Source organism: Kitasatospora sp. NPDC042419 (genome assembly GCF_056437345.1).
This window is the reverse complement of record NZ_JBWKAW010000003.1, coordinates 275,318-295,340: the sequence shown is the minus strand read 5'-3', so window position 1 is coordinate 295,340 and position 20,023 is coordinate 275,318. Positions and strand designations below refer to the sequence as shown.

Annotated in this window: 14 protein-coding genes and 1 tRNA gene; 7 read left to right on the top strand and 8 right to left on the bottom strand. The window is 71.5% G+C overall.

Features of this window, described 5'->3' with window-relative positions; genetic code table 11:
• Positions 1–121 precede the first annotated feature (121 nt).
• Positions 122–1,405, bottom strand: a complete 1,284-nt coding sequence (locus AC067J_RS08650) for an adenylosuccinate synthase (protein ID WP_478297154.1) — start codon at positions 1,403–1,405, stop codon at positions 122–124.
• Positions 1,406–1,531: 126 nt separating this feature from the next.
• On the opposite strand from AC067J_RS08650, the gene AC067J_RS08645 reads away from it, so the two are divergent.
• The 3 genes from AC067J_RS08645 to purM all read left to right on the top strand — a co-directional run bounded on the left by AC067J_RS08645 (position 1,532) and on the right by purM (position 5,430).
• The gene (locus AC067J_RS08645) at positions 1,532–2,392 is read left to right on the top strand and encodes a diacylglycerol kinase family protein (RefSeq protein ID WP_478297153.1); all 861 of its coding nucleotides are present in this window, start codon (positions 1,532–1,534) and stop codon (positions 2,390–2,392) included.
• Between the two features lie 291 nt (positions 2,393–2,683).
• Positions 2,684–4,267: an amidophosphoribosyltransferase gene (gene purF / locus AC067J_RS08640; protein WP_478297152.1), complete on the top strand. Its 1,584-nt coding sequence runs from the start codon at positions 2,684–2,686 to the stop codon at positions 4,265–4,267.
• 77 nt (positions 4,268–4,344) lie between these two features.
• Entirely contained in the window at positions 4,345–5,430 is a 1,086-nt protein-coding gene (gene purM / locus AC067J_RS08635; protein WP_478297151.1) for a phosphoribosylformylglycinamidine cyclo-ligase, read from the top strand.
• Between the two features lie 333 nt (positions 5,431–5,763).
• On the opposite strand, the gene AC067J_RS08630 is transcribed toward purM, so the two are convergent.
• Both AC067J_RS08630 and AC067J_RS08625 read right to left on the bottom strand, forming a co-directional pair.
• The gene (locus tag AC067J_RS08630; protein WP_030306026.1) at positions 5,764–6,021 is read right to left on the bottom strand and encodes a DUF3073 domain-containing protein; all 258 of its coding nucleotides are present in this window, start codon (positions 6,019–6,021) and stop codon (positions 5,764–5,766) included.
• A 393-nt stretch (positions 6,022–6,414) separates the two neighbouring features.
• A complete protein-coding gene (locus AC067J_RS08625; protein WP_478297150.1) occupies positions 6,415–7,575 on the bottom strand; it encodes a Glu/Leu/Phe/Val dehydrogenase dimerization domain-containing protein in 1,161 nt (386 codons plus the stop codon).
• 242 nt (positions 7,576–7,817) lie between these two features.
• Here AC067J_RS08625 and AC067J_RS08620 point away from each other — a divergent pair, with 242 nt between their 5' ends.
• Positions 7,818–8,738 (top strand): DUF8083 family protein, encoded by a 921-nt coding sequence (locus AC067J_RS08620; protein ID WP_478297149.1) that lies wholly within the window; start codon positions 7,818–7,820, stop codon positions 8,736–8,738.
• Positions 8,739–9,267: 529 nt separating this feature from the next.
• The gene (gene bldC / locus AC067J_RS08615) at positions 9,268–9,474 is read left to right on the top strand and encodes a developmental transcriptional regulator BldC (RefSeq protein ID WP_014137253.1); all 207 of its coding nucleotides are present in this window, start codon (positions 9,268–9,270) and stop codon (positions 9,472–9,474) included.
• A gap of 365 nt (positions 9,475–9,839) precedes the next feature.
• On the opposite strand, the gene AC067J_RS08610 is transcribed toward bldC, so the two are convergent.
• From AC067J_RS08610 to AC067J_RS08590, 5 genes are all read right to left on the bottom strand, one after another.
• A tRNA-Asp gene (locus tag AC067J_RS08610) sits at positions 9,840–9,913 on the bottom strand.
• Positions 9,914–10,033: 120 nt separating this feature from the next.
• Positions 10,034–14,023 carry an ATP-dependent RNA helicase HrpA gene (hrpA, locus tag AC067J_RS08605; RefSeq protein ID WP_478297148.1) on the bottom strand — a complete coding sequence of 1,330 codons (3,990 nt, stop codon included), beginning with the start codon at positions 14,021–14,023 and terminating at the stop codon, positions 10,034–10,036.
• Positions 14,024–14,278: 255 nt separating this feature from the next.
• Positions 14,279–15,058 carry an alpha/beta fold hydrolase gene (locus AC067J_RS08600; protein WP_478297147.1) on the bottom strand — a complete coding sequence of 260 codons (780 nt, stop codon included), beginning with the start codon at positions 15,056–15,058 and terminating at the stop codon, positions 14,279–14,281.
• 77 nt (positions 15,059–15,135) lie between these two features.
• Positions 15,136–16,590, bottom strand: coding sequence for an MFS transporter (locus AC067J_RS08595; RefSeq protein WP_478297146.1), 1,455 nt, complete (start codon positions 16,588–16,590; stop codon positions 15,136–15,138).
• 85 nt (positions 16,591–16,675) lie between these two features.
• Complete coding sequence (locus AC067J_RS08590; protein ID WP_478297145.1) at positions 16,676–17,656, bottom strand: NADPH:quinone reductase; 981 nt, start codon at positions 17,654–17,656, stop codon at positions 16,676–16,678.
• 231 nt (positions 17,657–17,887) lie between these two features.
• Here AC067J_RS08590 and AC067J_RS08585 point away from each other — a divergent pair, with 231 nt between their 5' ends.
• Positions 17,888–19,075 carry an acyltransferase family protein gene (locus AC067J_RS08585; RefSeq protein WP_478297144.1) on the top strand — a complete coding sequence of 396 codons (1,188 nt, stop codon included), beginning with the start codon at positions 17,888–17,890 and terminating at the stop codon, positions 19,073–19,075.
• Positions 19,076–19,103: 28 nt separating this feature from the next.
• Positions 19,104–19,952, top strand: coding sequence for an NAD(P)H-binding protein (locus AC067J_RS08580; RefSeq protein WP_478297143.1), 849 nt, complete (start codon positions 19,104–19,106; stop codon positions 19,950–19,952).
• Positions 19,953–20,023: the final 71 nt, after the last annotated feature.

The following is a 20,023-nucleotide window of genomic DNA, read 5'->3' as shown; positions in this document are numbered from 1 at the left end:
CAAAATCCCCGGGGCGCGGAAAGGCCCTGCGGACGCGAAGTCCGCAGGGCCTTCCTGTCGGTCGGGCGTCGGCCGCGGCTCAGATGAACGAGCTCAGGTCAACGGGCTCAGGCCAACGGGCTCAGATGAACGAGTTGATCTGGATCGTCTCGTACCGGCCCGGGCCGACGCCGATGGCGGAGATCGGGGCGCCCGACATCTCCTCCAGCGCCTTCACGTACGCCTGGGCGTTCTTCGGCAGGTCGCCGAAGGTCTTCGCCCCGCTGATGTCCTCGTTCCAGCCCGGCAGCGTCTCGTAGATCGGCTTGGCGTGGTGGAAGTCCGACTGGTTGTACGGCAGCTCCTCGACCCGCTGCCCGTCGACCTCGTACGCGACGCAGACCGGGATCTGCTCCCAGCCGGTCAGCACGTCGAGCTTGGTGAGGAAGAAGTCGGTGAGGCCGTTGACCCGGGTCGCGTAGCGCGCGATGACCGCGTCGAACCAGCCGCAGCGGCGGTCACGGCCGGTGGTGACACCGCGCTCGCCGCCGATCCGGCGCAGGGCCTCGCCGTCGGCGTCCAGCAGCTCGGTCGGGAACGGGCCCGAGCCGACGCGCGTGGTGTACGCCTTCAGGATGCCGATGACCCGGTCGATCTTGGTGGGGCCGATGCCGGCGCCGGTGCAGGCGCCGCCCGCGGTCGGGTTCGACGAGGTCACGAAGGGGTACGTGCCGTGGTCGACGTCGAGCAGGGTGCCCTGGCCGCCCTCCAGCAGGACGACCTTGCCGGCCTTCAGCGCCTCGTCCAGCACCAGGGTGGTGTCGGCCAGGAACGGCTTGATCTTGTCCGCGTAGCCGAGGTACTCCTCCAGCACCAGCTCGGCCGGGATGGCGCGGCGGTTGTAGAGCTTGACCAGCAGCTGGTTCTTGTCGTGCAGCGCGGCTTCGATCTTCTGCTGCAGGATCGACTCGTCGAAGAGGTCCTGGACCCGGATGCCGACGCGGTTGATCTTGTCCGCGTAGGTCGGGCCGATGCCGCGGCCGGTGGTGCCGATCCGGCGCTTGCCGAGGAAGCGCTCGGTGACCTTGTCCAGGGTCCGGTGGTACGGCGTGATCAGGTGGGCGTTGCCCGAGATCAGCAGCTTGGAGGTGTCGATGCCGCGCTCGTTCAGGCCGCTGAGCTCGGAGAGCAGCACGCCCGGGTCGATCACGACGCCGTTGCCGATCACCGGCGTCACGTTCGGGCTGAGGATGCCGGAAGGGAGCAGGTGCAGGGCATACTTCTGGTCGCCGATGACCACCGTGTGACCGGCGTTGTTGCCGCCCTGGTAGCGGACGACGTAGTCGACGGAGCCGCCGAGGAGGTCGGTCGCCTTCCCCTTGCCCTCGTCTCCCCACTGAGCGCCAACGAGCACGAGTGCCGGCACAGGCGTACACCCCTTCCGGTTGGGGCATCCTGCGTAGGCCGCAGTCTGCCCCGAGATAGACGAAGCCCCTGGCGCAATAGCGCAAGGGGCTCTTGCACCGAGAGATTACCTGAGGAAGGACCGGTTGTGTCGTCCCTGTCCACGCCTGCAACCGGCGGCCCCGAGCCGCTTCTGCTGCTCCTCGACCCGGCGGCCCGGCAGACCGACGGCGAGTCGGTGCGGATCGCGAAGGACGTTCTCTCCGGTGGGGCGGACGTCAAGGTGGCGTACCCGGAGAGCCCGTCCGAGCTCGACCGGGTGCTTTCGCACCGCGGTCGGAGGAGACCGGTGGTGATCGGTTCCGACCTGGCCCTGCAGCGGGTGCTCCAGGCGCTGCACCGCCAGCGTGAGCTGGGGGCGGACGCGGTGGGCATGGTGCCGGTGGGCCGGACGGACGAGCTGTCGGCGGCCCGGGCGCTGGGCGTGCCGGGCGCCCCGGTGGCGGCGGCGCGGGCGGTGCTGTCCGGGGTGCCGCGGAAGCTGGACCTGCTGGTGGACGACGGGGGCGGGGTGGCGCTCGGCGGGGTGCGGATCCCGGGGGGCGGAGCGCGCCGGCCGGTCGGCCGTTCGAGCGGTTGGCGTTCGCTATGGGCGAAACTGGCTGCGGCCGAGCAGGGGACCGTACTCACATCCGAGCCCAGGGGCGAGAACAGGGGTGAGCACAGCTCCCGGCTCAGGGTCGAGGCGGACGGCCGGCTGCTCGCGGACGTCCACCGCCCGGTCCGGGCCGTCCAGGTGACGCTGCCCGCCGGGGAGGCGCTCGGCGAGGGCGTGATGGAGGTCGTGGTCCGCACGCCCGGCGCCCTGGTGCGGGCCCGGGCGGCCAGCGTCTCGGTGGTCGGGCGCGGCTTCGGCTACGAGGCGGACGGTCACCCGGTCGGCCCGGTCCGGGCGCGCACCTGGACGGTCCACCCCGGCTGCTGGGGCCTGCTGCTGCCCGCTGCGTAGTCGCCGCGGAGCGCAGCGCTACCCGCGGGACACCGGGCGACATGGAAGGCCCCTGGGTGAGCAGGCTCACGTTGGGCGAACGGCGGCCGAACGCGAGGCGAAGGGCCGTCCGTGCACGGAATGCGCCAACGGGCGCGAACCGCAAGGCCAACCGCGTGCGCGGGGAATGCGGAGCCGTCGAAATCCACGGTGGGTAAGGGGTTTTGTCTACGCGCGTTACTGTCCGACCGCCCGACAATCCCGGCCGACCGGGTTCCGGAAGCCTGTGCCAACTGCCCTAGACTCGAAGGCGTGCCACGTGGTGACGGAAGACTCAACCACGATCTTCTTCCCGGTGAGAAAGGCCCCCAGGACGCTTGCGGCGTCTTCGGTGTCTGGGCTCCCGGCGAGGAGGTCGCCAAGCTCACGTTCTTCGGCCTTTACGCCCTGCAGCACCGCGGTCAGGAATCCGCGGGCATCGCAGTGAGCAATGGCTCCCAGATTCTCGTCTTCAAGGACATGGGACTCGTCTCCCAGGTCTTCGACGAGGCCTCCCTGGGGTCGTTGCACGGGCATATCGCCGTCGGACACGCCCGCTACTCGACCACCGGTTCCTCGGTCTGGGAGAACGCCCAGCCGACCTTCCGGGCGACCGTGCACGGTTCGCTGGCCCTCGGGCACAACGGAAACCTGGTGAACACCGCCGAACTGGCGGCGATGGTCGCCGAACTCCCCGGCGAGGAGCACGTCTCCCGCTCCGGGAGGTCGGCCGCGACCAACGACACCGACCTGGTGACCGCGCTGCTCGCCGGCCACCCGGACCTCTCCATCGAGGAGACGGCCAAGCTCGTCCTGCCCAAGGTCAAGGGCGCCTTCTCGCTCGTCTTCATGGACGAGCACACGCTCTACGCCGCCCGTGACCCGCAGGGCATCCGCCCGCTGGTGCTGGGCCGGCTGGAGCGCGGCTGGGTGGTCGCCTCCGAGACGGCGGCGCTGGACATCTGCGGCGCCTCCTTCATCCGCGAGGTCGAGCCGGGCGAGCTCATCGCCATCGACGAGAACGGCATGCGGACCTCCCGGTTCGCCGAGGCCAAGCCCAAGGGCTGCGTCTTCGAGTACGTCTACCTCGCCCGCCCGGACACCTCCATCGCCGGCCGCAACGTGCACCTCTCCCGCGTGGAGATGGGCCGCAAGCTGGCCGCCGAGGCCCCGGTCGACGCCGACCTGGTGATAGCGACGCCCGAGTCCGGCACCCCCGCCGCGATCGGCTACGCCGAGGCCAGCGGCATCCCCTACGGCTCCGGCCTGGTGAAGAACGCCTACGTGGGCCGCACCTTCATCCAGCCCAGCCAGACCATCCGCCAGCTCGGCATCCGGCTCAAGCTGAATCCGCTGCGCGAGGTCATCCAGGGCAAGCGCCTGGTCGTGGTCGACGACTCGATCGTCCGCGGCAACACCCAGCGCGCCCTGGTGAAGATGCTCCGCGAGGCGGGCGCCGCCGAGGTCCACATCCGGATCTCCTCGCCGCCGGTCAAGTGGCCGTGCTTCTTCGGCATCGACTTCGCCACCCGCGCGGAGCTGATCGCCAACGGCATGACCATCGAGGAGATCGGCCGCACGCTCGGTGCGGACTCCCTCTCCTACATCTCGATCGACGGCATGATCGAGGCCACCAAGCAGCCGAAGGACCGGCTCTGCCGGGCCTGCTTCGACGGCGAGTACCCGATGGAGCTGCCGGACCCGGCGCTGCTCGGCAAGCTCCTGCTGGAGGCCGAGATCAAGGGCGGCCAGCAGCAGCCGGCGGTCCGCGGCAAGCCGACCAGCGGCAGCGACCTGGACGGCGTCCAGTCGCTGCTCGGCGGAGCGGGCGCGGCCGACGCGCTGCGCCGCCCGTAACGACCCGTGTGGGGTCCCGGATCCCCGGGGCCCCACCGCTGTTCCAACCCCCACTGACCCGAAAGGGCCGCACCGCAGTGACCACGAACCAGAACGGCGCCACCTACGCCGCCGCCGGCGTCGACATCGAGGCGGGCGACCGCGCCGTCGAGCTCATGAAGCAGTGGGTGAAGAAGGCCAGTCGCCCCGAGGTGGTCGGCGGCCTCGGCGGCTTCGCCGGGCTCTTCGACGCGTCCGCCTTCAAGCGCTACGAGCGGCCGCTGCTGGCCTCGGCCACCGACGGCGTGGGCACCAAGGTGGCGATCGCCGCCGCCATGGACAAGCACGACACGATCGGCCACGACCTGGTCGGCATGGTCGTCGACGACCTGGTGGTCTGCGGTGCCGAGCCGCTCTTCATGACCGACTACATCTGCGTGGGCAAGGTCGTCCCGGAGCGGGTCGCGGCGATCGTCAAGGGCATCGCCGAGGGCTGCGCCCTGGCCGGCTGCGCCCTGGTCGGCGGCGAGACCGCCGAGCACCCGGGCCTGCTCGGGCCGGACGAGTACGACGTCGCGGGCGCCGGTACCGGTGTGGTCGAGGCGGACGCGCTGCTGGGCGCCGAGCGCGTCCGGGCCGGCGACGTGGTGATCGCGATGGCCGCCTCCGGCCTGCACTCCAACGGCTACTCGCTGGTCCGTCACGTGCTGCTGAACGAGGCCGGCTGGAAGCTCGACCGCAAGGTCGAGGAGTTCGGCCGGACGCTCGGCGAGGAGCTGCTGGAGCCGACCCGGATCTACTCGCTGGACTGCCTGGCGCTGACCCGGGCCACCGAGGTGCACGCCTTCTCGCACGTCACCGGCGGCGGCCTGGCGGCCAACCTGGCCCGGGTCATCCCGGACGGCCTGCACGCCCGCCTGGACCGCGGCACCTGGACCCCGCTGCCGGTCTTCCAGACCGTCGCGCAGGTCGGCAAGGTGGCGACGCTGGAGATCGAGAAGACGCTCAACATGGGCATCGGCATGGTCGCGGTCGTCCCGCCGCACTCGGTGGACGCGGTGCTGTCGATCCTGGAGGACCGCGGCGTCGAGTCCTGGCTGCTGGGCGACATCGTTGAGCGGACCGACGGGCACGACGGCGGCGCGGCGCTCTACAACGCGTACGAGGGCTTCACCGCGGGCTGAGCGCGGTAACCGTGAAGAGGCCCCTCCGGCAGCGTGCCGGAGGGGCCTTTCCGCTGGGGCGGGGGGTGCGCAGGGCCGGGGCCGCCGGGCCGGTTGCGCCGGGGCCCTGCGCGGGGCCCGAGGGGCTATCACGGCCGCGCACCGGTCCCCGGGTGCCGGGGGACCGCGGAAGCAGCGGGGAAGCAGCGGGAGGTACCGGGGAGGGCGTCCGGGGGCACGCGCGGGGGCGGCGCGGGAGCCGGCAGGAGCGCGGGAGTGCCGGGAGCACGCGGGAACGCCGAAAACCGGCCCGGTGCACTGGGCACCGAGGCCGGTCAGGCCAGACTGGGAGACTTACGCGCGACGGCGGGCCTGGGAGGGCCCGGTACCCGACTCGGTGTCGTCGTCCTCGTCGTCGTCGGCGTAACGAGCCGCGTACTCCGCGTAGGGGTCGTCGTCCTCGTCCTCTTCGATCGGCTCCGGCTCGATCGGGGAGGTGGAGGGCGATACGCCCAGCTCGCTGGAGAGACGATTGGCGTCGAACCCGCCGCTGTTGTACTTCAGCTCGCGGGCGACCTTCGTCTGCTTGGCCTTGGCCCGGCCGCGCCCCATGGGTCGACCCCCTCAACGATGGGGCTCACGGCCCCGAGTCTGACACGTGTTCATGATCAAGAGCGGCCTGCCCGAATGGGGAGAACCGTCCCTTGGAGCATTAACGGTACCTGTTTCTGCCGCTGGACGGTACGTCGTCAGTGTGACGTGGCGCGCACCTGCCGCACCCGCGACCAGGTCGTCCCAGGTCAGGGGAGGTTTTGCGGCTTTCTGCACGCTGTCCGGAGGTGTCTCAGGTCCGTTGTTCCCGCATCGATTATCCCCCCAAGGGGGACGTTGGATCACCCGATCGGGCGCAGAAGTGAGAATCCGGTTCCACATTGTGATGCGCGGGGGGCGGAAGTGGACCGCCCCCCGCGCATCGCGGATCCGCCCGGCTCGGCCGGGGCGGGATCAGCCCCGGCGGGCGCCCGGCAGCAGCACCGAGCGGAGCGCGCTGATCTCGCGCATCCGCTTCTCGGCCAGACGGTCGGCGGCGACGGCCGGCGGCACGCCGTCGGAGGCGGCCCGGGTGAAGATCTCCAGGGTGGTGTCGAAGATCTTCGTCGCCTTGTTCTTGGCGCGGTCGAAGTTGAAGCCCTCGATCTCGTCGGCGACCTGGATGACGCCGCCGGAGTTCACCAGGTAGTCCGGGGCGTAGAGGATGCCGCGGTCGGCGAGGTCCTTCTCGACGCCCGGGTGGGCCAGCTGGTTGTTGGCGGCGCCGCAGACCACGGCGGTGCCGAACTCGCCCAGCGCGGCCACCGAGTCGTCGGTGAGCGCGCCGCCGAGGGCGCAGGGGGCGTAGACGTCCAGCTTGGCCTGGAGCAGCGCGGCGGTGTCGGCGACGACCTCCACCTCCGGGTGGGCGGCGCGCACGCGGTTGACGGCGGTCTCCGAGACGTCGGTGACGACGACGGTGGCGCCGTCCGCGACGAGGTGGCCGACCAGGTAGTGGCCGACCTTGCCGACGCCCGCGACGCCGACCCGCTTGCCGCGCAGGGTCGGCTGGCCCCAGCGGGCCTGGGCCGAGGCGCGCATGCCCTGGAAGACGCCGAACGCGGTCAGGATGGAGGAGTCGCCGGCGCCGCCGTTCTCGGGCGAGCGGCCGGTCACGAACTCGGTCTCGCGCGCGACGACGTCCATGTCCTGGACGTAGGTGCCGACGTCGCAGGCGGTGATGTAGCGGCCGCGCAGCGACTCGACGAAGCGGCCGTAGGCGCGGAGCATCGCCTCGTTCTTGTCCTTGTTCGGGTCGCCGATGATGACGGCCTTGCCGCCGCCGAGGTCGAGTCCGGCCAGCGCGTTCTTGTAGGACATGCCGCGCGAGAGGTTGAGGGCGTCCTCCAGTGCCGCCTCCTCGGAGGCGTACGGGAAGAAGCGGGTGCCGCCGAGGGCCGGGCCCAGGGCGGTGGAGTGGACGGCGATGATCGCCTTGAGTCCGGAGGAGCGGTCGTGGCACAGCACGACCTGCTCGTGGCCGTCGCCGTTGGCGCCGTCCTGGGGGGTGCCGAAGATCCTGCCGAGCACGCCGGGTGCGGGGTGCGTGGCGGATGCGGTCTGTACGTCGGTCACTGTGGTGACTCCAGTATTTCCGAGGCCCGCTGCTGTGGTGCGGGCGCCTAGGGCGAAGCGTAGTCGCGGGAAAGCCGCCGATCCGCCCCCTTGGCGAAGCTCGGGCCGGTTGTCCGAAGGGTGAGACGGGCAGGCCCGGGCGCTGCGCGGACCCGGACGGAGGGCGGTCCGCGGACGGCGCGGGAGTGCGTCCGCGAACCGCGCCCTCCCGGACGGCGGGAGCGCGTGGGAGCATGCAGGACGTGACCGTCGTACGCACCTCCGTGCTGCCGCCCTACGCCGCGCACCTGCGGGTCTACGAACCGCTGGCCGCGTACCCGGAGCCCGAGCGGGCGCACTGGCAGGCCTACGCGGCGGAGCACGGGCCGGACGCGGCGGAGGCCGGGGGGTCGGTCGCGGCGGCGGTGCTGGAGGAGCAGCGCTCGGCGCTGGCCGGGGTGGTCGGCCGGACGCCCCGGGCCCTGCCGGAGCGGGAGAGCGAGCGGGCGTTCGTCCGGGCCGTGGACGGGGTGCTGTACGTCTGTCCGTGGGCGACCAGGCTGCGGAGCTGGCAGGCGCTGGAGGAGCTCCGGGCGGGGGCGCCGGTGGCGCTGGTGGACACCGCGCTGCCGCCGGCGACCCGGGCGGCGGCGGAGGCGGACCGCGAGCGCTGGCGGGCCGACCACCCGGACGCCCGGCCGTGGATCCTCACCAGCCGGTGGGAGGTGCCGGTGCGGTGGTTCCTGCCGTTCGGGGAGGAGGACCGGTGCTTCGTTCCCGCAGGAGTGGGGGAGGAGGAATCGGGGGAACGGAACGGGGGAGGAGGGGTGCGGGGGGAGAAGGCGTCGTTGTTCTACCTGACGCCGATGGCACAGGCGCGCCGGCGGGTGGCCCGGGCGTACCGGGCGCTGCGCGAGGCGGTGCCGGAGGGGGAGCTGGTGCGGGGCGCGGAACAGGTGGGGCGGTGGCTGGAGGAGTTCCATCCGCGGTCGCTGGTGGAGCTGGACTACGGGGGGCTGGTGCATCTGCTGGGGCCGGAGCGGCTGTTGGCGGACCGTTCGGCGGGGGAGCTGGAGGACGGGCTGCGGGCGCTGCGGGCCGGGGACACCGCGGAGGCGCTGCGGGCGTACGAGGAGCTGACGGTGCGCTGGCGCCGGGTGCTGGCGCTGCGGTACGCGAACTAGCCGGGCCCGCCCGGCTGAGGGTCTGTCACGGCGGGCCGGGGCGGGTGTCGGTGGTACTTGTAAGACTGTAAGAGTCCTACGGCCCGTCCTGCATGACCAAGGTCCTGGTTCGGGTCAATACCTGTCGAACGTGACACTACTCACCGTTGACGCGAACTAACCCCTATGTGCAAAAATGGGACAACCAGCCCAACTTCACGTGAGCGTGCCCACTTTTGGGTGGTTCTGGAGTCGATGCGTGCTTTGCGGGGAAACGGAGGGTCTGGTCCTCTCGTAACCGAATGTCACTATTAGGTGACTGCCCGTTATGGGGTGGTCCATCGCCATCCGTCGGCCTTGAACCCGTGAGGGGTCAATTTTGGCGGTTTGGTCGATAGGGCTGGACGGATGGTGTAGTTGTAGACACCAGGACAAGCCGTTCGTCCTATTACCGACTCGGCCCGTCTATGCCATTTCGGGCATCGCGGGCCAAGGTGCAGAATTTGAAGGATAGAACCGCCCTGGTTCGGTTCTCCCGAGGAGGCCGCTCATGACCGCTCGTACCCCTGATGCCGAGCCCCTGCTGACGCCGGCAGAGGTCGCCACCATGTTCCGCGTGGACCCGAAGACCGTGACGCGCTGGGCCAAGGCCGGCAAGCTCACGTCCATTCGCACGCTCGGCGGTCACCGCCGCTATCGCGAGGCGGAGGTGCGCGCCCTGCTGGCCGGTATTCCGGCTCAGCGCACCGAGGCCTGACAGGCCGAAGGCGCAAGGCTCTTCGAAAGGGGCCGCTTACCGGACTCCGCCGGGTCCGGTAAGCGGCCCCTTTCTTTGTTTCTACACGGCTGTCGTTGTGGCGCACCCCGCCCGGAATGTTGAACTCCGGATAACGATTTGAGGTGGGTGGGGTGGGGGGGATTTACTGTTAATGGCAGTACAATTTTACATATTAAATTAGTGCCCTCTTGGAAGGGTGTTCGAACGGTCGGTTCCCGGAGATGGTGGGTGACGACTATCACACGCACGGTCACTTGTGGTCTAGACCTGGACCGGGGTAAAGGGGGTGTCAGGCCAAAAGCAAGAGGCCCGGAACCAAACGGTTCCGGGCCTCTCGACTACGGCGATCCCGACGGGACTTGAACCCGCGACCTCCACCTTGACAGGGTGGCGAGCTAACCAACTGCTCCACGGGACCAGAGTGTTCTGATCTCGTTCACTCGCTTGCTGCGCTGCGAACAAGACAGATCGTAGCCCATGGTGGGCCCCCAGGTCGAACTGGCTCCTGGAGGCCCCGGCCCGCTGAGCTGGGGCGCGCTCAGAGCGACGCCCGGGCGGCCTCCATCGCCTTCGTGATCCGCTTCTCGGAGACCGGCGACGGCGTGCCCAGCGACTGGGCGAAGAAGCTGACCCGGAGCTCCTCGATCATCCAGCGGATCGCCCGTACCTCCTCGGAGGGCTGCTGCCCGGCCGGTACCGCCGCCAGCAGCTCCCCGTACTCCTGCTGCACCTGCTGGACCTTCAGCAGCTGCAGGGAGTCCCGCTGCGGGTGGTTGGGCAGCGCCTCCAGGCGGCGGTCCACCGCCAGCAGGTACCGCTTGAGGTCCGGCAGCCGCTGCCAGCCGGTCGCCGTGACGAAGCCCGGGTGCACCAGCGAGGCCAGGTGCAGCCGGATGTCGTTCACCGCGTTCAGCAGCACCGGGCTGCTCACCGACTTCAGCCGGGTCGACGCCTTGTGGAAGGCGATCAGCGCGGTGGCCGTCTTCAGCGTGGTGTCCGCCGACAGGTCGTACAGGTCGGCCCGGACCTTGTCGTGCAGCGAGCCGAACGCCGCCTCGTCCCAGGCCGGCCCGCCGGCCCGGGCGATCAGCCGGTCGGCCGCGCAGGCCACCACGTCCTCGAACAGCGCCGGGATCGAGCCGTGCGGGTTGTACGACAGCGCCAGCTTGGCCTGGTTGCCCAGCCGGCCCTGGATCGACTTGGCGGGCGAGGTGGTGGTCAGCATCAGCAGCCGCCGGGTGCCCGCCCACATCGCCTGCGCCTGCGCCTGCGGGGTGTCGAACAGCTTGATGCCGACCGTGTCCCCCTCGTCCACCAGCGCCGGGTAGGCGCGCAGCGAGTGGCCCCGGGAGCGCTGCTCGAAGGTGCGCTGGAGCACCGGCAGGGCGGACGGCCAGGCGGTCAGCCCGGACTGCTCGATGCCCCGCCCGGAGGCCGCCGAGGAGAGCGTCTCCTTCAGCTTCGGCTTCAGGCTCAGCCGCAGCTCCTCCAGGTCCTTGGACTCGGCGAGCTTCTTGCGGCCGTCCACCACCCGGAAGGTCACCTTGAGGTGGTCCGGGACGCGCTCCTCGTCCCAGGCCTCCGGCGGGACGGTGATCGCCGTCATCCGCTTGAGCACGTGCTCCAGGGTCGGCAGCAGCGGCTCCTGGCGGTCCTTCAGCGCGCGCAGCGCCGCCTTGGCGTAGTCCGGGGCCGGGACGAAGTTGCGCCGGACCGCCTTGGGCAGGGACTTGATCCAGGCGGTGACCAGCTCCTCGCGCAGGCCCGGGATCTGCCAGTCGAAGCCCTCCGCGGTGACCTGGTTGAGCACCGGCAGCGGGATGTGGACCGTCACGCCGTCCGCGTCGCTGCCCGGCTCGAACTGGTAGGTCAGCTTGAAGCGGAGCTTGCCCTGCTGCCAGTGGTCCGGGTAGTCGTCCTCGGTGACGCCGTCCGCCGAGTCGTTGATCAGCATCGACTTCTCGAAGCTGAGCAGGTCCGGCTGGTCGTGCCGGGTCTTCTTCCACCAGGAGTCGAAGTGCCGGGTGGAGACGATGTCGTCGGGGAGCCGGCTGTCGTAGAAGTCGAACAGGGTCTGGTCGTCGACCATGATGTCGCGGCGGCGGGCCCGGTTCTCCAGCTCCTCGACCTCGCTGAGCAGCTTCCGGTTCTCCGCGAAGAACCGGTGGTGGGTCTCCCAGTCGCCCTCCACCAGCGCGTTGCGGATGAACAGCTCGCGGCAGAGCTCCGGGTCGATCCGGCCGTAGTTGACCTTCCGCTGGGCCACCACCGGCACCCCGTAGAGGGTGACCCGCTCGTACGCCAGCACCGCGCCGGACTTCTTCTCCCAGTGCGGCTCGCTGTAGTTGCGCTTCACCAGGTGGCCGGCCAGCGGCTCCACCCACTCCGGCTCGATCTTGGCGTTGATCCGCGCCCAGAGCCGGGAGGTCTCCACCAGCTCGGCGGACATCACCCAGCGCGGCGGCTTCTTGAACAGGCCCGAACCGGGGAAGACCGCGAACCGGGCGCCGCGCGCGCCGCCGTACTCGCGCTTCTCCACGTCGAACAGGCCGATGTGGGAGAGCAGGCCGGCCAGCAGCGACTGGTGGATCCGGTCGGCGTCCGGCTCGGCGTCCTCGTGCGGCTCCTCGATGGTGACGCCGAGCTGCTTGGCGACCGTGCGCAGCTGGGAGTAGATGTCCTGCCACTCCCGTATCCGCAGGTAGTTCAGGAACTCGGCCTTGCACATCCGGCGGAACGCCGAGGAGGAGAGCTCCCGCTGCTGCTCGCGCACGTACCGCCACATGGCGAGGAAGGCGAGGAAGTCGGAGGTCTCCGAGTTGAAGCGGCGGTGCCGTTCGTCGGCCGCCTGGCGCTTCTCGGCGGGGCGCTCGCGCGGGTCCTGGATGGAGAGCGCGGCGGCGATCACCATGACGTCGCGGACGCAGCCGTTCCGGTCCGCCTCCAGGACCATCCGGGCCATCCGCGGGTCGACCGGCAGCTGGGCCAGCTTGCGGCCGAGCGGGGTGAGCCGCTTGCGGACGTCCTTCTCCTCCGGGTCGAGCGCGCCCAGCTCGTGCAGCAGGCTGACGCCGTCCTTGATGTTGCGGGAGTCCGGCGGGTCGAGGAACGGGAAGGCGGCGATGTCGCCGAGGCCCGCGGCGGTCATCTGGAGGATGACCGAGGCCAGGTTGGTGCGCAGGATCTCGGCGTCGGTGAACTCGGGGCGGGAGAGGAAGTCCTCCTCCGAGTAGAGCCGGATGCAGATGCCGTCCGAGGTGCGGCCGCAGCGGCCCTTGCGCTGGTTGGCGCTGGCCTGGCTGATCGCCTCGATCGGGAGGCGTTGGACCTTGGTGCGGTGGCTGTAGCGCGAGATCCGGGCGGTGCCCGGGTCGATCACGTACTTGATGCCCGGGACGGTGAGGCTGGTCTCGGCGACGTTGGTCGCCAGGACGATCCGGCGGGAGCCGGACCGCTGGAAGACCTTGTGCTGCTCGGCCGAGCTCAGCCGGGCGTAGAGCGGCAGGATCTCGGTGGACTTCAGCTTCAGCTTGCCGAGGGCGTCGGCGGTGTCGCGGATCTCCCGCTCGCCGGAGAGGAAGACCAGGATGTCGCCCGGGCCCTCGGCCTGCAGCTCCTGGGCGGCCTCGCAGATCGCCTGGATCTGGTCGCGGTCGTGGTCCACCTCGTCGCCGTCGCCGTCGGGGTCCTCGTCGGTGACCGGGCGGTAGCGGACCTCGACCGGGTAGGTGCGGCCGGAGACCTCGACGATCGGGGCCTCGCCGAAGTGCCGGGCGAACCGCTCCGGGTCGATCGTCGCCGAGGTGATGACCACCTTGAGGTCGGGACGGCGGGGCAGCAGCTGCTTGAGGTAGCCGAGCAGGAAGTCGATGTTGAGGCTGCGCTCGTGCGCCTCGTCGATGATCAGGGTGTCGTACTGGCGCAGCTCGCGGTCGGTCTGGATCTCCGCGAGCAGGATGCCGTCGGTCATCAGCTTGACCAGGGTGTCCGGGCCGACCTGGTCGGTGAACCGGACCTTCCAGCCCACCGCCTCGCCCAGCGGGGTGTTCAGCTCCTCGGCGACCCGGTCGGCCACCGTGCGGGCGGCGATCCGGCGGGGCTGGGTGTGGCCGACCAGGCCGCGCACGCCGCGGCCCAGCTCCAGGCAGATCTTCGGGATCTGGGTGGTCTTCCCGGAGCCGGTCTCGCCCGCCACGATCACCACCTGGTGGTCGCGGATGGCCGCGAGGATCTCGTCCTTCTTCTGGCTGACCGGCAGCTCGGCGGGATAGCTGATCGCGGGGACGGCGGCGCGGCGGCGCTCGACCAGCAGCTCGGCGCGCTCGATGTCGCCGGCGATCTCGGTGGCGATCTGCCGGCGCGCCTCGGGCTTGCGGACCTTGCGGGCGCCTTCCAGCCGGCGGCCGATCCGCACCTGGTCGCGCAGGGTCAGCTCGGGCAGGCGCGCGGCCAGCTCGCCGATCCCGGGCCCCTGGTCCTCGGTGGGCGCGTCGGCGGACTGGACTGCGGGAGAACTCACGGCGGGCATCCCTCTAGGTTCGCAAGGAGATGCGGCGGAGCGCACCTCGGTTTTCGAGCGTCTCCAGTGTCACAGGGGACGGCGGTCCGCTGCCAACACCGGTCCGGACGGTGGCGGGGCCGGGTCGGGACGGGCCGGGGCTGGGGCGGGGCGGACCGGGCCGGGGAACGGCCGTGGGCCCCGTCCGGACGGTCCGGACGGGGCCCACGGGTGCTGCGCGGTGCAGGTGCGGCGGTGGTGCGGTGCTGCGCGGTGCGGTGGCGGTCAGTCCTGCGCGATGAAGTCGCTGACCAGCCGGACCCACTCGGCGGGCTTCTCGTAGACCACCACGTGGCCGCTCTCGATCTCGGCGTAGCTGCTGCCGCTGATCCCCTCGGCCAGCTCGCGGGTCAGCTCGACCGGGACGGTGGCGTCCTTGGTGCAGCCGATCACCAGGGTGCGGGCGGTGATCCGGGGCAGCAGCTCGCGGATGTCGGCGCGCAGGTTGAGGTCGATGTGGCGCAGCGCGCCGTCGGTGGGCTGGTTGCCCTTGATGATGCCCTCGACGGCCTCCGTGGGGAGGCTGTTGAGGTGGTCGCGGCTGAACGCGGTCAGCGTGCCGAACCGGCCGAAGGCGTCGCTGTCGGCCCGGGTGCCGAGCCAGGTGGTCATGTGGTTGCGCAGGTAGGCGTCGTCCGGGCGGGTCCAGCCGGCGGTCAGCACCAGGCTGCGCACCAGGTCCGGCCGGGCGGCGGCGACGGCGGCGGCGACCACGGAGCCGAGCGAGAAGCCGACCAGGTCGACCGGGCCGTCGCCGGCCTCCTCGATCACGCCGATGATCTGCTCGGCGAGCAGCTCGACGGTCAGCTCGCCGCCGTCGTCCTCGGTGTCGCCGCAGCCGGCGTAGTCCGGCAGGACGACGGTGCGGGAGCCGGTGAAGTCGGCGGCGAGGTGGCCGAAGGTGCCCTCGGCGCCGAAGCCGGTGCCGTGCACGAAGACCAGGCCCGGGCCGGAGCCGTCCACCTGGTAGGAGACGCGGGCGCTGGGAGTGGAGGCGATGGGCATGGTGGCGGTTCTCCTCGGAGTGTCGGATCGGAGTGTCGGAGTAGCGGTGGGACGGGCGTGCCGGGCGGGCGGGTCGGTCAGGCCAGGCTCTCGGCGGGGGCCTCGGCGGCGGCCGCCGGGCGCGGGGCGCGGTCGAAGCCGAGCGCGACCAGGACCAGGGCGACGATCCCGCCGGTGGCGACAAGGACGGCGGTGCGCAGGCCGTCGGTGGTGGCCGAGCGGAACGCCTCGCCGGTCAGCCCGGAGGTGCCGGCGTTGGCGATCGCGACCAGGACGCCCAGGCCGACCGCGCTGCCGACCTGCTGGCCGGTGGAGACGATGCCGGAGGCGATGCCCTGCTCGTAGGGGTGCACCCCGGTCGCGGAGGCGGAGAACATCGTGGTGAAGACGACGCCCTGGCAGAGGCTGAGCACGACCAGGCCGGGCAGCAGCGAGACGTACGAGCCGTCCGGTTCCATCGCCAGCGCCATCACGGCGGTGCCGAGCGCGCCGAGGACGAAGGAGGCGATCAGGGTGGTGCGGGCACCGAACCGGGTGGCCAGCCGGCCGCCCAGCATCGAGCCGAGGAAGCCGCAGGCCATCGGGATCAGGAAGGCCACGCCGGTGCGCAGCGCGCTGTACTCGTGCACGGTCTGGAAGTAGACGGTCAGGAAGTACAGCAGGGTGCCGAAGGAGGCCATGAAGAGGAAGGTGGTGACCACGCCGGTGGAGAGGTTGCGGTTGCGGAAGAGCCGCAGCGGCATCAGCGGGTCGGCGGTGCGGGCCTCGATCGCCAGGAAGGCGGCGACCAGGGCGAGGCCCAGGACGGCGGTGGTGAGCACCAGCGGCGAGGTCCAGCCGGAGGCGGGTGCCTGGACCAGGGTGAAGACCACCAGGGTGGCGCCGGCGGTGGCGGTGAGCGCGCCGGGCAGGTCGAAGGAGCGGGCCTGCTCGCGGGGCCCGTCGGCGCGGATCAGCCGCGGGGCGAGCAGCGCCGCGCCGCCGGCGAGCGGCACGTTGACGTAGAAGACCGCCTCCCAGCCGAAGGCCGAGGTCAGCACGCCGCCGGCCAGCGAGCCGATGATCATGCCGCTGGCGCCGGCCGCCGCCCAGACCGAGAGCGCCCGGTTGCGCTCGCGGCCCTCGGCGAAGCTGGTGACCACCAGGGCGAGGGTGGCGGGGAAGAGGAAGGCGCCGCCGAGGCCCTGGAGGGCGCGGGCCGCGATCAGCAGGCCCTGGGCGGTGGCCAGGCCGCCGATCAGCGAGGAGCCCGCGTAGAGCAGCAGGCCGAGGACGAACATCCGGCGGCGTCCGAACAGGTCGGAGGCGCGGCCGCCGAAGAGCAGGAAACCGCCGAAGGCCACCGCGTAGGCGCTGACCACCCACTGCAGGTTCTGGGCGGAGAAGCCGAGGCCGCTGCCGATCTCGGGGAGTGCCACGTAGACGATGTTGTAGTCGATCGAGACGATCAACTGGGCGAACGCCAGCAGGGCCAGGAGGAGACCCGAGTGACGCGGCCCGGACGCCTGCTCGGCGCCGGCGGACGGGGGCATGGGGGGATGGCCTTTCGGGGACGGGGAGGCGGTCGGTGCGGGCCACCGCAGGTCGGTGCGGGGCACCACGGGTCGGTGCGGGGCACTACAGGTCGGGCCGCAGGACGACCCGGCGGCCGTTCAGCCCGCCCTTCTCCAGCCGCTGGTGGGTCTCGGCGGCGGCGCTGAGCGGGTGGGTCTCCACGGCGCGCGGCCGCAGCCGGCCGGCGGCGAGCAGGCGGTTGATCGTGCCGGCGGCCTCGGCGAGTTCACCGGTGCGGGCGTGCGAGATGACGAACCCGCGGATCGAACCGTCCTTCATGTAGAGCTGTCCGGCGGGGAGTTCGGGGCGGGAGCGGGCGCCGGCGAGCAGCACGATCCGGCCGCGCGGGGCGAGCAGGTCGACGGCGGTGGCGAGGTCGTTGGTGCCGGAGGTGTCGAGGTGGACGTCGACGCCGTCCGGGCAGGCGGCCCGGATCCGGTCGGGCAGGTCGGCGGAGCGGTAGTCGAGGACCTCGGTGGCGCCGAGGTCCCGGCAGTGGGCGGCGTCGGCGGCGCTCGCGGTGGCGACCACCCGGGCGCCGGCCTCGGCGGCCAGGACGATCAGGGCGCCGCCCACGTTGCCGCCGCCGCCGGCCACCAGGACGGTCTCGCCGGCCCGCAGCCCGCCGTGGGCGAACAGGGCGAGGTGGGCGGTGGCGGCCGGGTGGACCACGGCGACCGCGCCGGTCCCGTCCACGCCCGGGGGCAGGTGGTAGAGCCGGTCGGCGGGGACGACGGCCCGTTCGGCCGTCGGGCCCTGCCGGCCGCCGTGGCCGAGGCTGTTGGACCAGACCCGGTCACCGGGGGCGAAGCCGGGGGCGCCCGGCCCGGCCTCCGCGACGGTGCCCACGAGGTCCCGCCCGATCACGAAGGGGAAGGGCACCGGGGTGCGGAAGAGCCCCGAGCGGACGAAGGTGTCGACCGGGTTGACCGAGACCGCGGCCACGTCGACCAGGACATCGGTGGGCCCGGGGACCGGTCCGGGCAGTTCGCCGTAGCGGATGTCCGTTGCCGGTCCGTGCTGGGTGATGAACGCTGCGTACATGGGGCCGATCCTCCGGGAGGGACGGGCGGTCTGCGCCGAGACACGGCATCGTTCGTCAACTCCTTTGTCTCGGAGGGAAAGGCGGGGCGGGCCGGGTTGTCCCCCGACCTGACATAGATGCTACACCGATCGGTGCAATCTCTCATCTGCACCGAGTAGTTTACTTGGGTCTCGGGTCGGGCCGGCGCCATCGGTCCGGTCCACAGGCCCGACACCCTCAAGGACGGAACCATGGCCACCGACCGACTCCTCGCCCAGCCGGGGCCGACGCCCGACGGCGGGAGCGGACAGCAGTCGCAGCGTCCCTTCACCAGCCGTCTGCCGTCGTTGACCGGCCTGCGCTTCCCCGCCGCCCTTGCGGTCTTCGCCTACCACGCGGCCCTGCCCATCCCCACCCTGCGGCTCTTCGCCGACGACAGCACCGAGTTCCGCTTCGTCGACATCGCCGACCAGGCCGGTGGGCTCGGCGTCGCCTTCTTCTTCGTGCTCAGCGGCTTCGTGCTCACCTGGTCGGCTCGCGCCGACGACACGGCCACCGCGTTCTGGCGGCGAAGAATGGTCAAGATCGTCCCGAACTACGTGGTCGCCTGGGTGCTCGCCATGGTGCTGTTCGCGAGCACCTACACCCCGGCCCGGACCGCGATCGTCAACCTGCTGATGCTCCAGGTCTGGATACCCGACTTCAACACCTACTTCAGCGTCGACCCGCCGAGCTGGTCACTGGGCGCCGAGGCGGTCTTCTACCTCTCCTTCCCCCTCTTGCACCGGGTGTTCCGGACCATCCGCCCGGAGCGGCTGGTGTTCTGGATCGCCGGCGCGGTCGCCGCCGTCGTCGCCACCCCCGCCGTCGCCTACCTGCTGCTGCCCGACACCCCGGGCGTCCCCGGCGGGTACGAGGGCTCGGTGTCGCAGTACTGGTTCAGCTACGTGCTGCCGCCGGTGCGGATGCTGGACTTCGCGCTCGGCATGCTGGTCGCCCACGCGGTGCGCAGCGGCCGCTGGCGCAACATCGGGATGGTCTGGTCCGGCCTGCTGCTGGTGGCCGGCTACATCGCCACCCACTACGTGCCCTACCTGTACGCCCAGCGGGCCGTCACCGTCGTCCCGATCGCGCTGCTCATCGCGGCCGCCGCGATCGCCGACAACGAGGGGCGGTTCACGATCTTCCGCAACCGGGCGATGACCTGGCTCGGCGAGATCTCCTTCGCCTTCTACCTGCTGCACTTCATCGTGCTGACCGAACTGCGTGACCTGCTCGGCACCCGGATGTTCTCCACCGTGGAGGGGATCGGCCTGCTGCTCTTCGCCATCGCGGCGACCGTGCTGGTCTCCTGGGTGCTCTACCGGCTGGTCGAGGCGCCGATCACCCGGCGGTTCTCCACCTCGCGCCGCGGTCGACCCGCCGTCCGAAACGACTGACAGACCGTCAAGAAAGCGAGCCGTTCCCATGGGCAAGATCCTCGTCACCGGGGCGACCGGCCAGGTCGGCGCCGAGGTGCTGGCACAGCTGCTGGCGGCCGGCGCCGACGTCCGGGCCGGCGCCCGGACCCCGGAGAAGCTGCCGCCGGCCGCCTCGGCCGAGACGGCCGTGCTCGACCTGACCGACCCGGAGACCTACGGCCCGGCGCTGGCCGGGGTCGAGAAGGTGTTCCTCTACGCGGTGCCGCAGGGCACCGAGGGCTTCCTCGCGGCGGCGAAGGAGGCGGGCGTGCGGCACGTCGTGGTGCTCTCCTCGCAGACCGTCGTGGACGCCTTCCCGGTGCAGCGGCCGATCGTCGAGATGCACCGGACGGTCGAGGCGGCCGTGGTCGCCTCCGGCATCCCGCACACCCTCCTGCGGCCGCACAACTTCGCCACCAACATCCTGATGTGGGGGTGGCCGGAGTCGATCCGGACCGAGGGGCGGATCCGCTTCCCCTACCCCGAGTCGCACAGCGACGCGATCCACGAGAAGGACATCGCCGCGGTCGCCGTGGTCGCGCTGACCCAGCCCGGCCACGAGAACCAGGCGTACTTCATCAGCGGCCCGGCGTCGATCACCCAGCGCGAGCAGCTGGCGGTCCTCGCCGAGACGCTCGGCCGGCCGCTGGAGTTCGAGGAGCTGACCGACGCCGAGGCGCGCGAGGCGCTGGCCCCGATCGTGCCGGTCTGGGTGATGGACGCGGTGGTCGGCTACTGGGAGGGCTCCGACGGCGTCCCCACCGAGGTGTCCGACACGGTGGAGAAGCTCACCGGGCGGCCGGCCCGGACCTTCGCCGAGTGGGCCCGCGACCACGTGGCGGACTTCACCGCCTGACCCGTCCGGCCGGGTGCCACCCCCGCGGGGGCGCCCGGCCGGTGCCCGCCCGCGCCGCCGGATACCGGACC

Coding starts and splice junctions, on each gene's coding strand:
- AC067J_RS08630 (WP_030306026.1), bottom strand. CDS start 6,021: ATGGGGCGCGGCCGGGCCAAGGCCAAGCAGACGAAGGTCGCCCGCGAG.
- bldC (WP_014137253.1), top strand. CDS start 9,268: ATGACCGCTCGTACCCCTGATGCCGAGCCCCTGCTGACGCCGGCAGAG.
- hrpA (WP_478297148.1), bottom strand. CDS start 14,023: ATGCCCGCCGTGAGTTCTCCCGCAGTCCAGTCCGCCGACGCGCCCACC.
- AC067J_RS08600 (WP_478297147.1), bottom strand. CDS start 15,058: ATGCCCATCGCCTCCACTCCCAGCGCCCGCGTCTCCTACCAGGTGGAC.
- AC067J_RS08595 (WP_478297146.1), bottom strand. CDS start 16,590: ATGCCCCCGTCCGCCGGCGCCGAGCAGGCGTCCGGGCCGCGTCACTCG.
- AC067J_RS08590 (WP_478297145.1), bottom strand. CDS start 17,656: ATGTACGCAGCGTTCATCACCCAGCACGGACCGGCAACGGACATCCGC.
- AC067J_RS08585 (WP_478297144.1), top strand. CDS start 17,888: ATGGCCACCGACCGACTCCTCGCCCAGCCGGGGCCGACGCCCGACGGC.
- AC067J_RS08580 (WP_478297143.1), top strand. CDS start 19,104: ATGGGCAAGATCCTCGTCACCGGGGCGACCGGCCAGGTCGGCGCCGAG.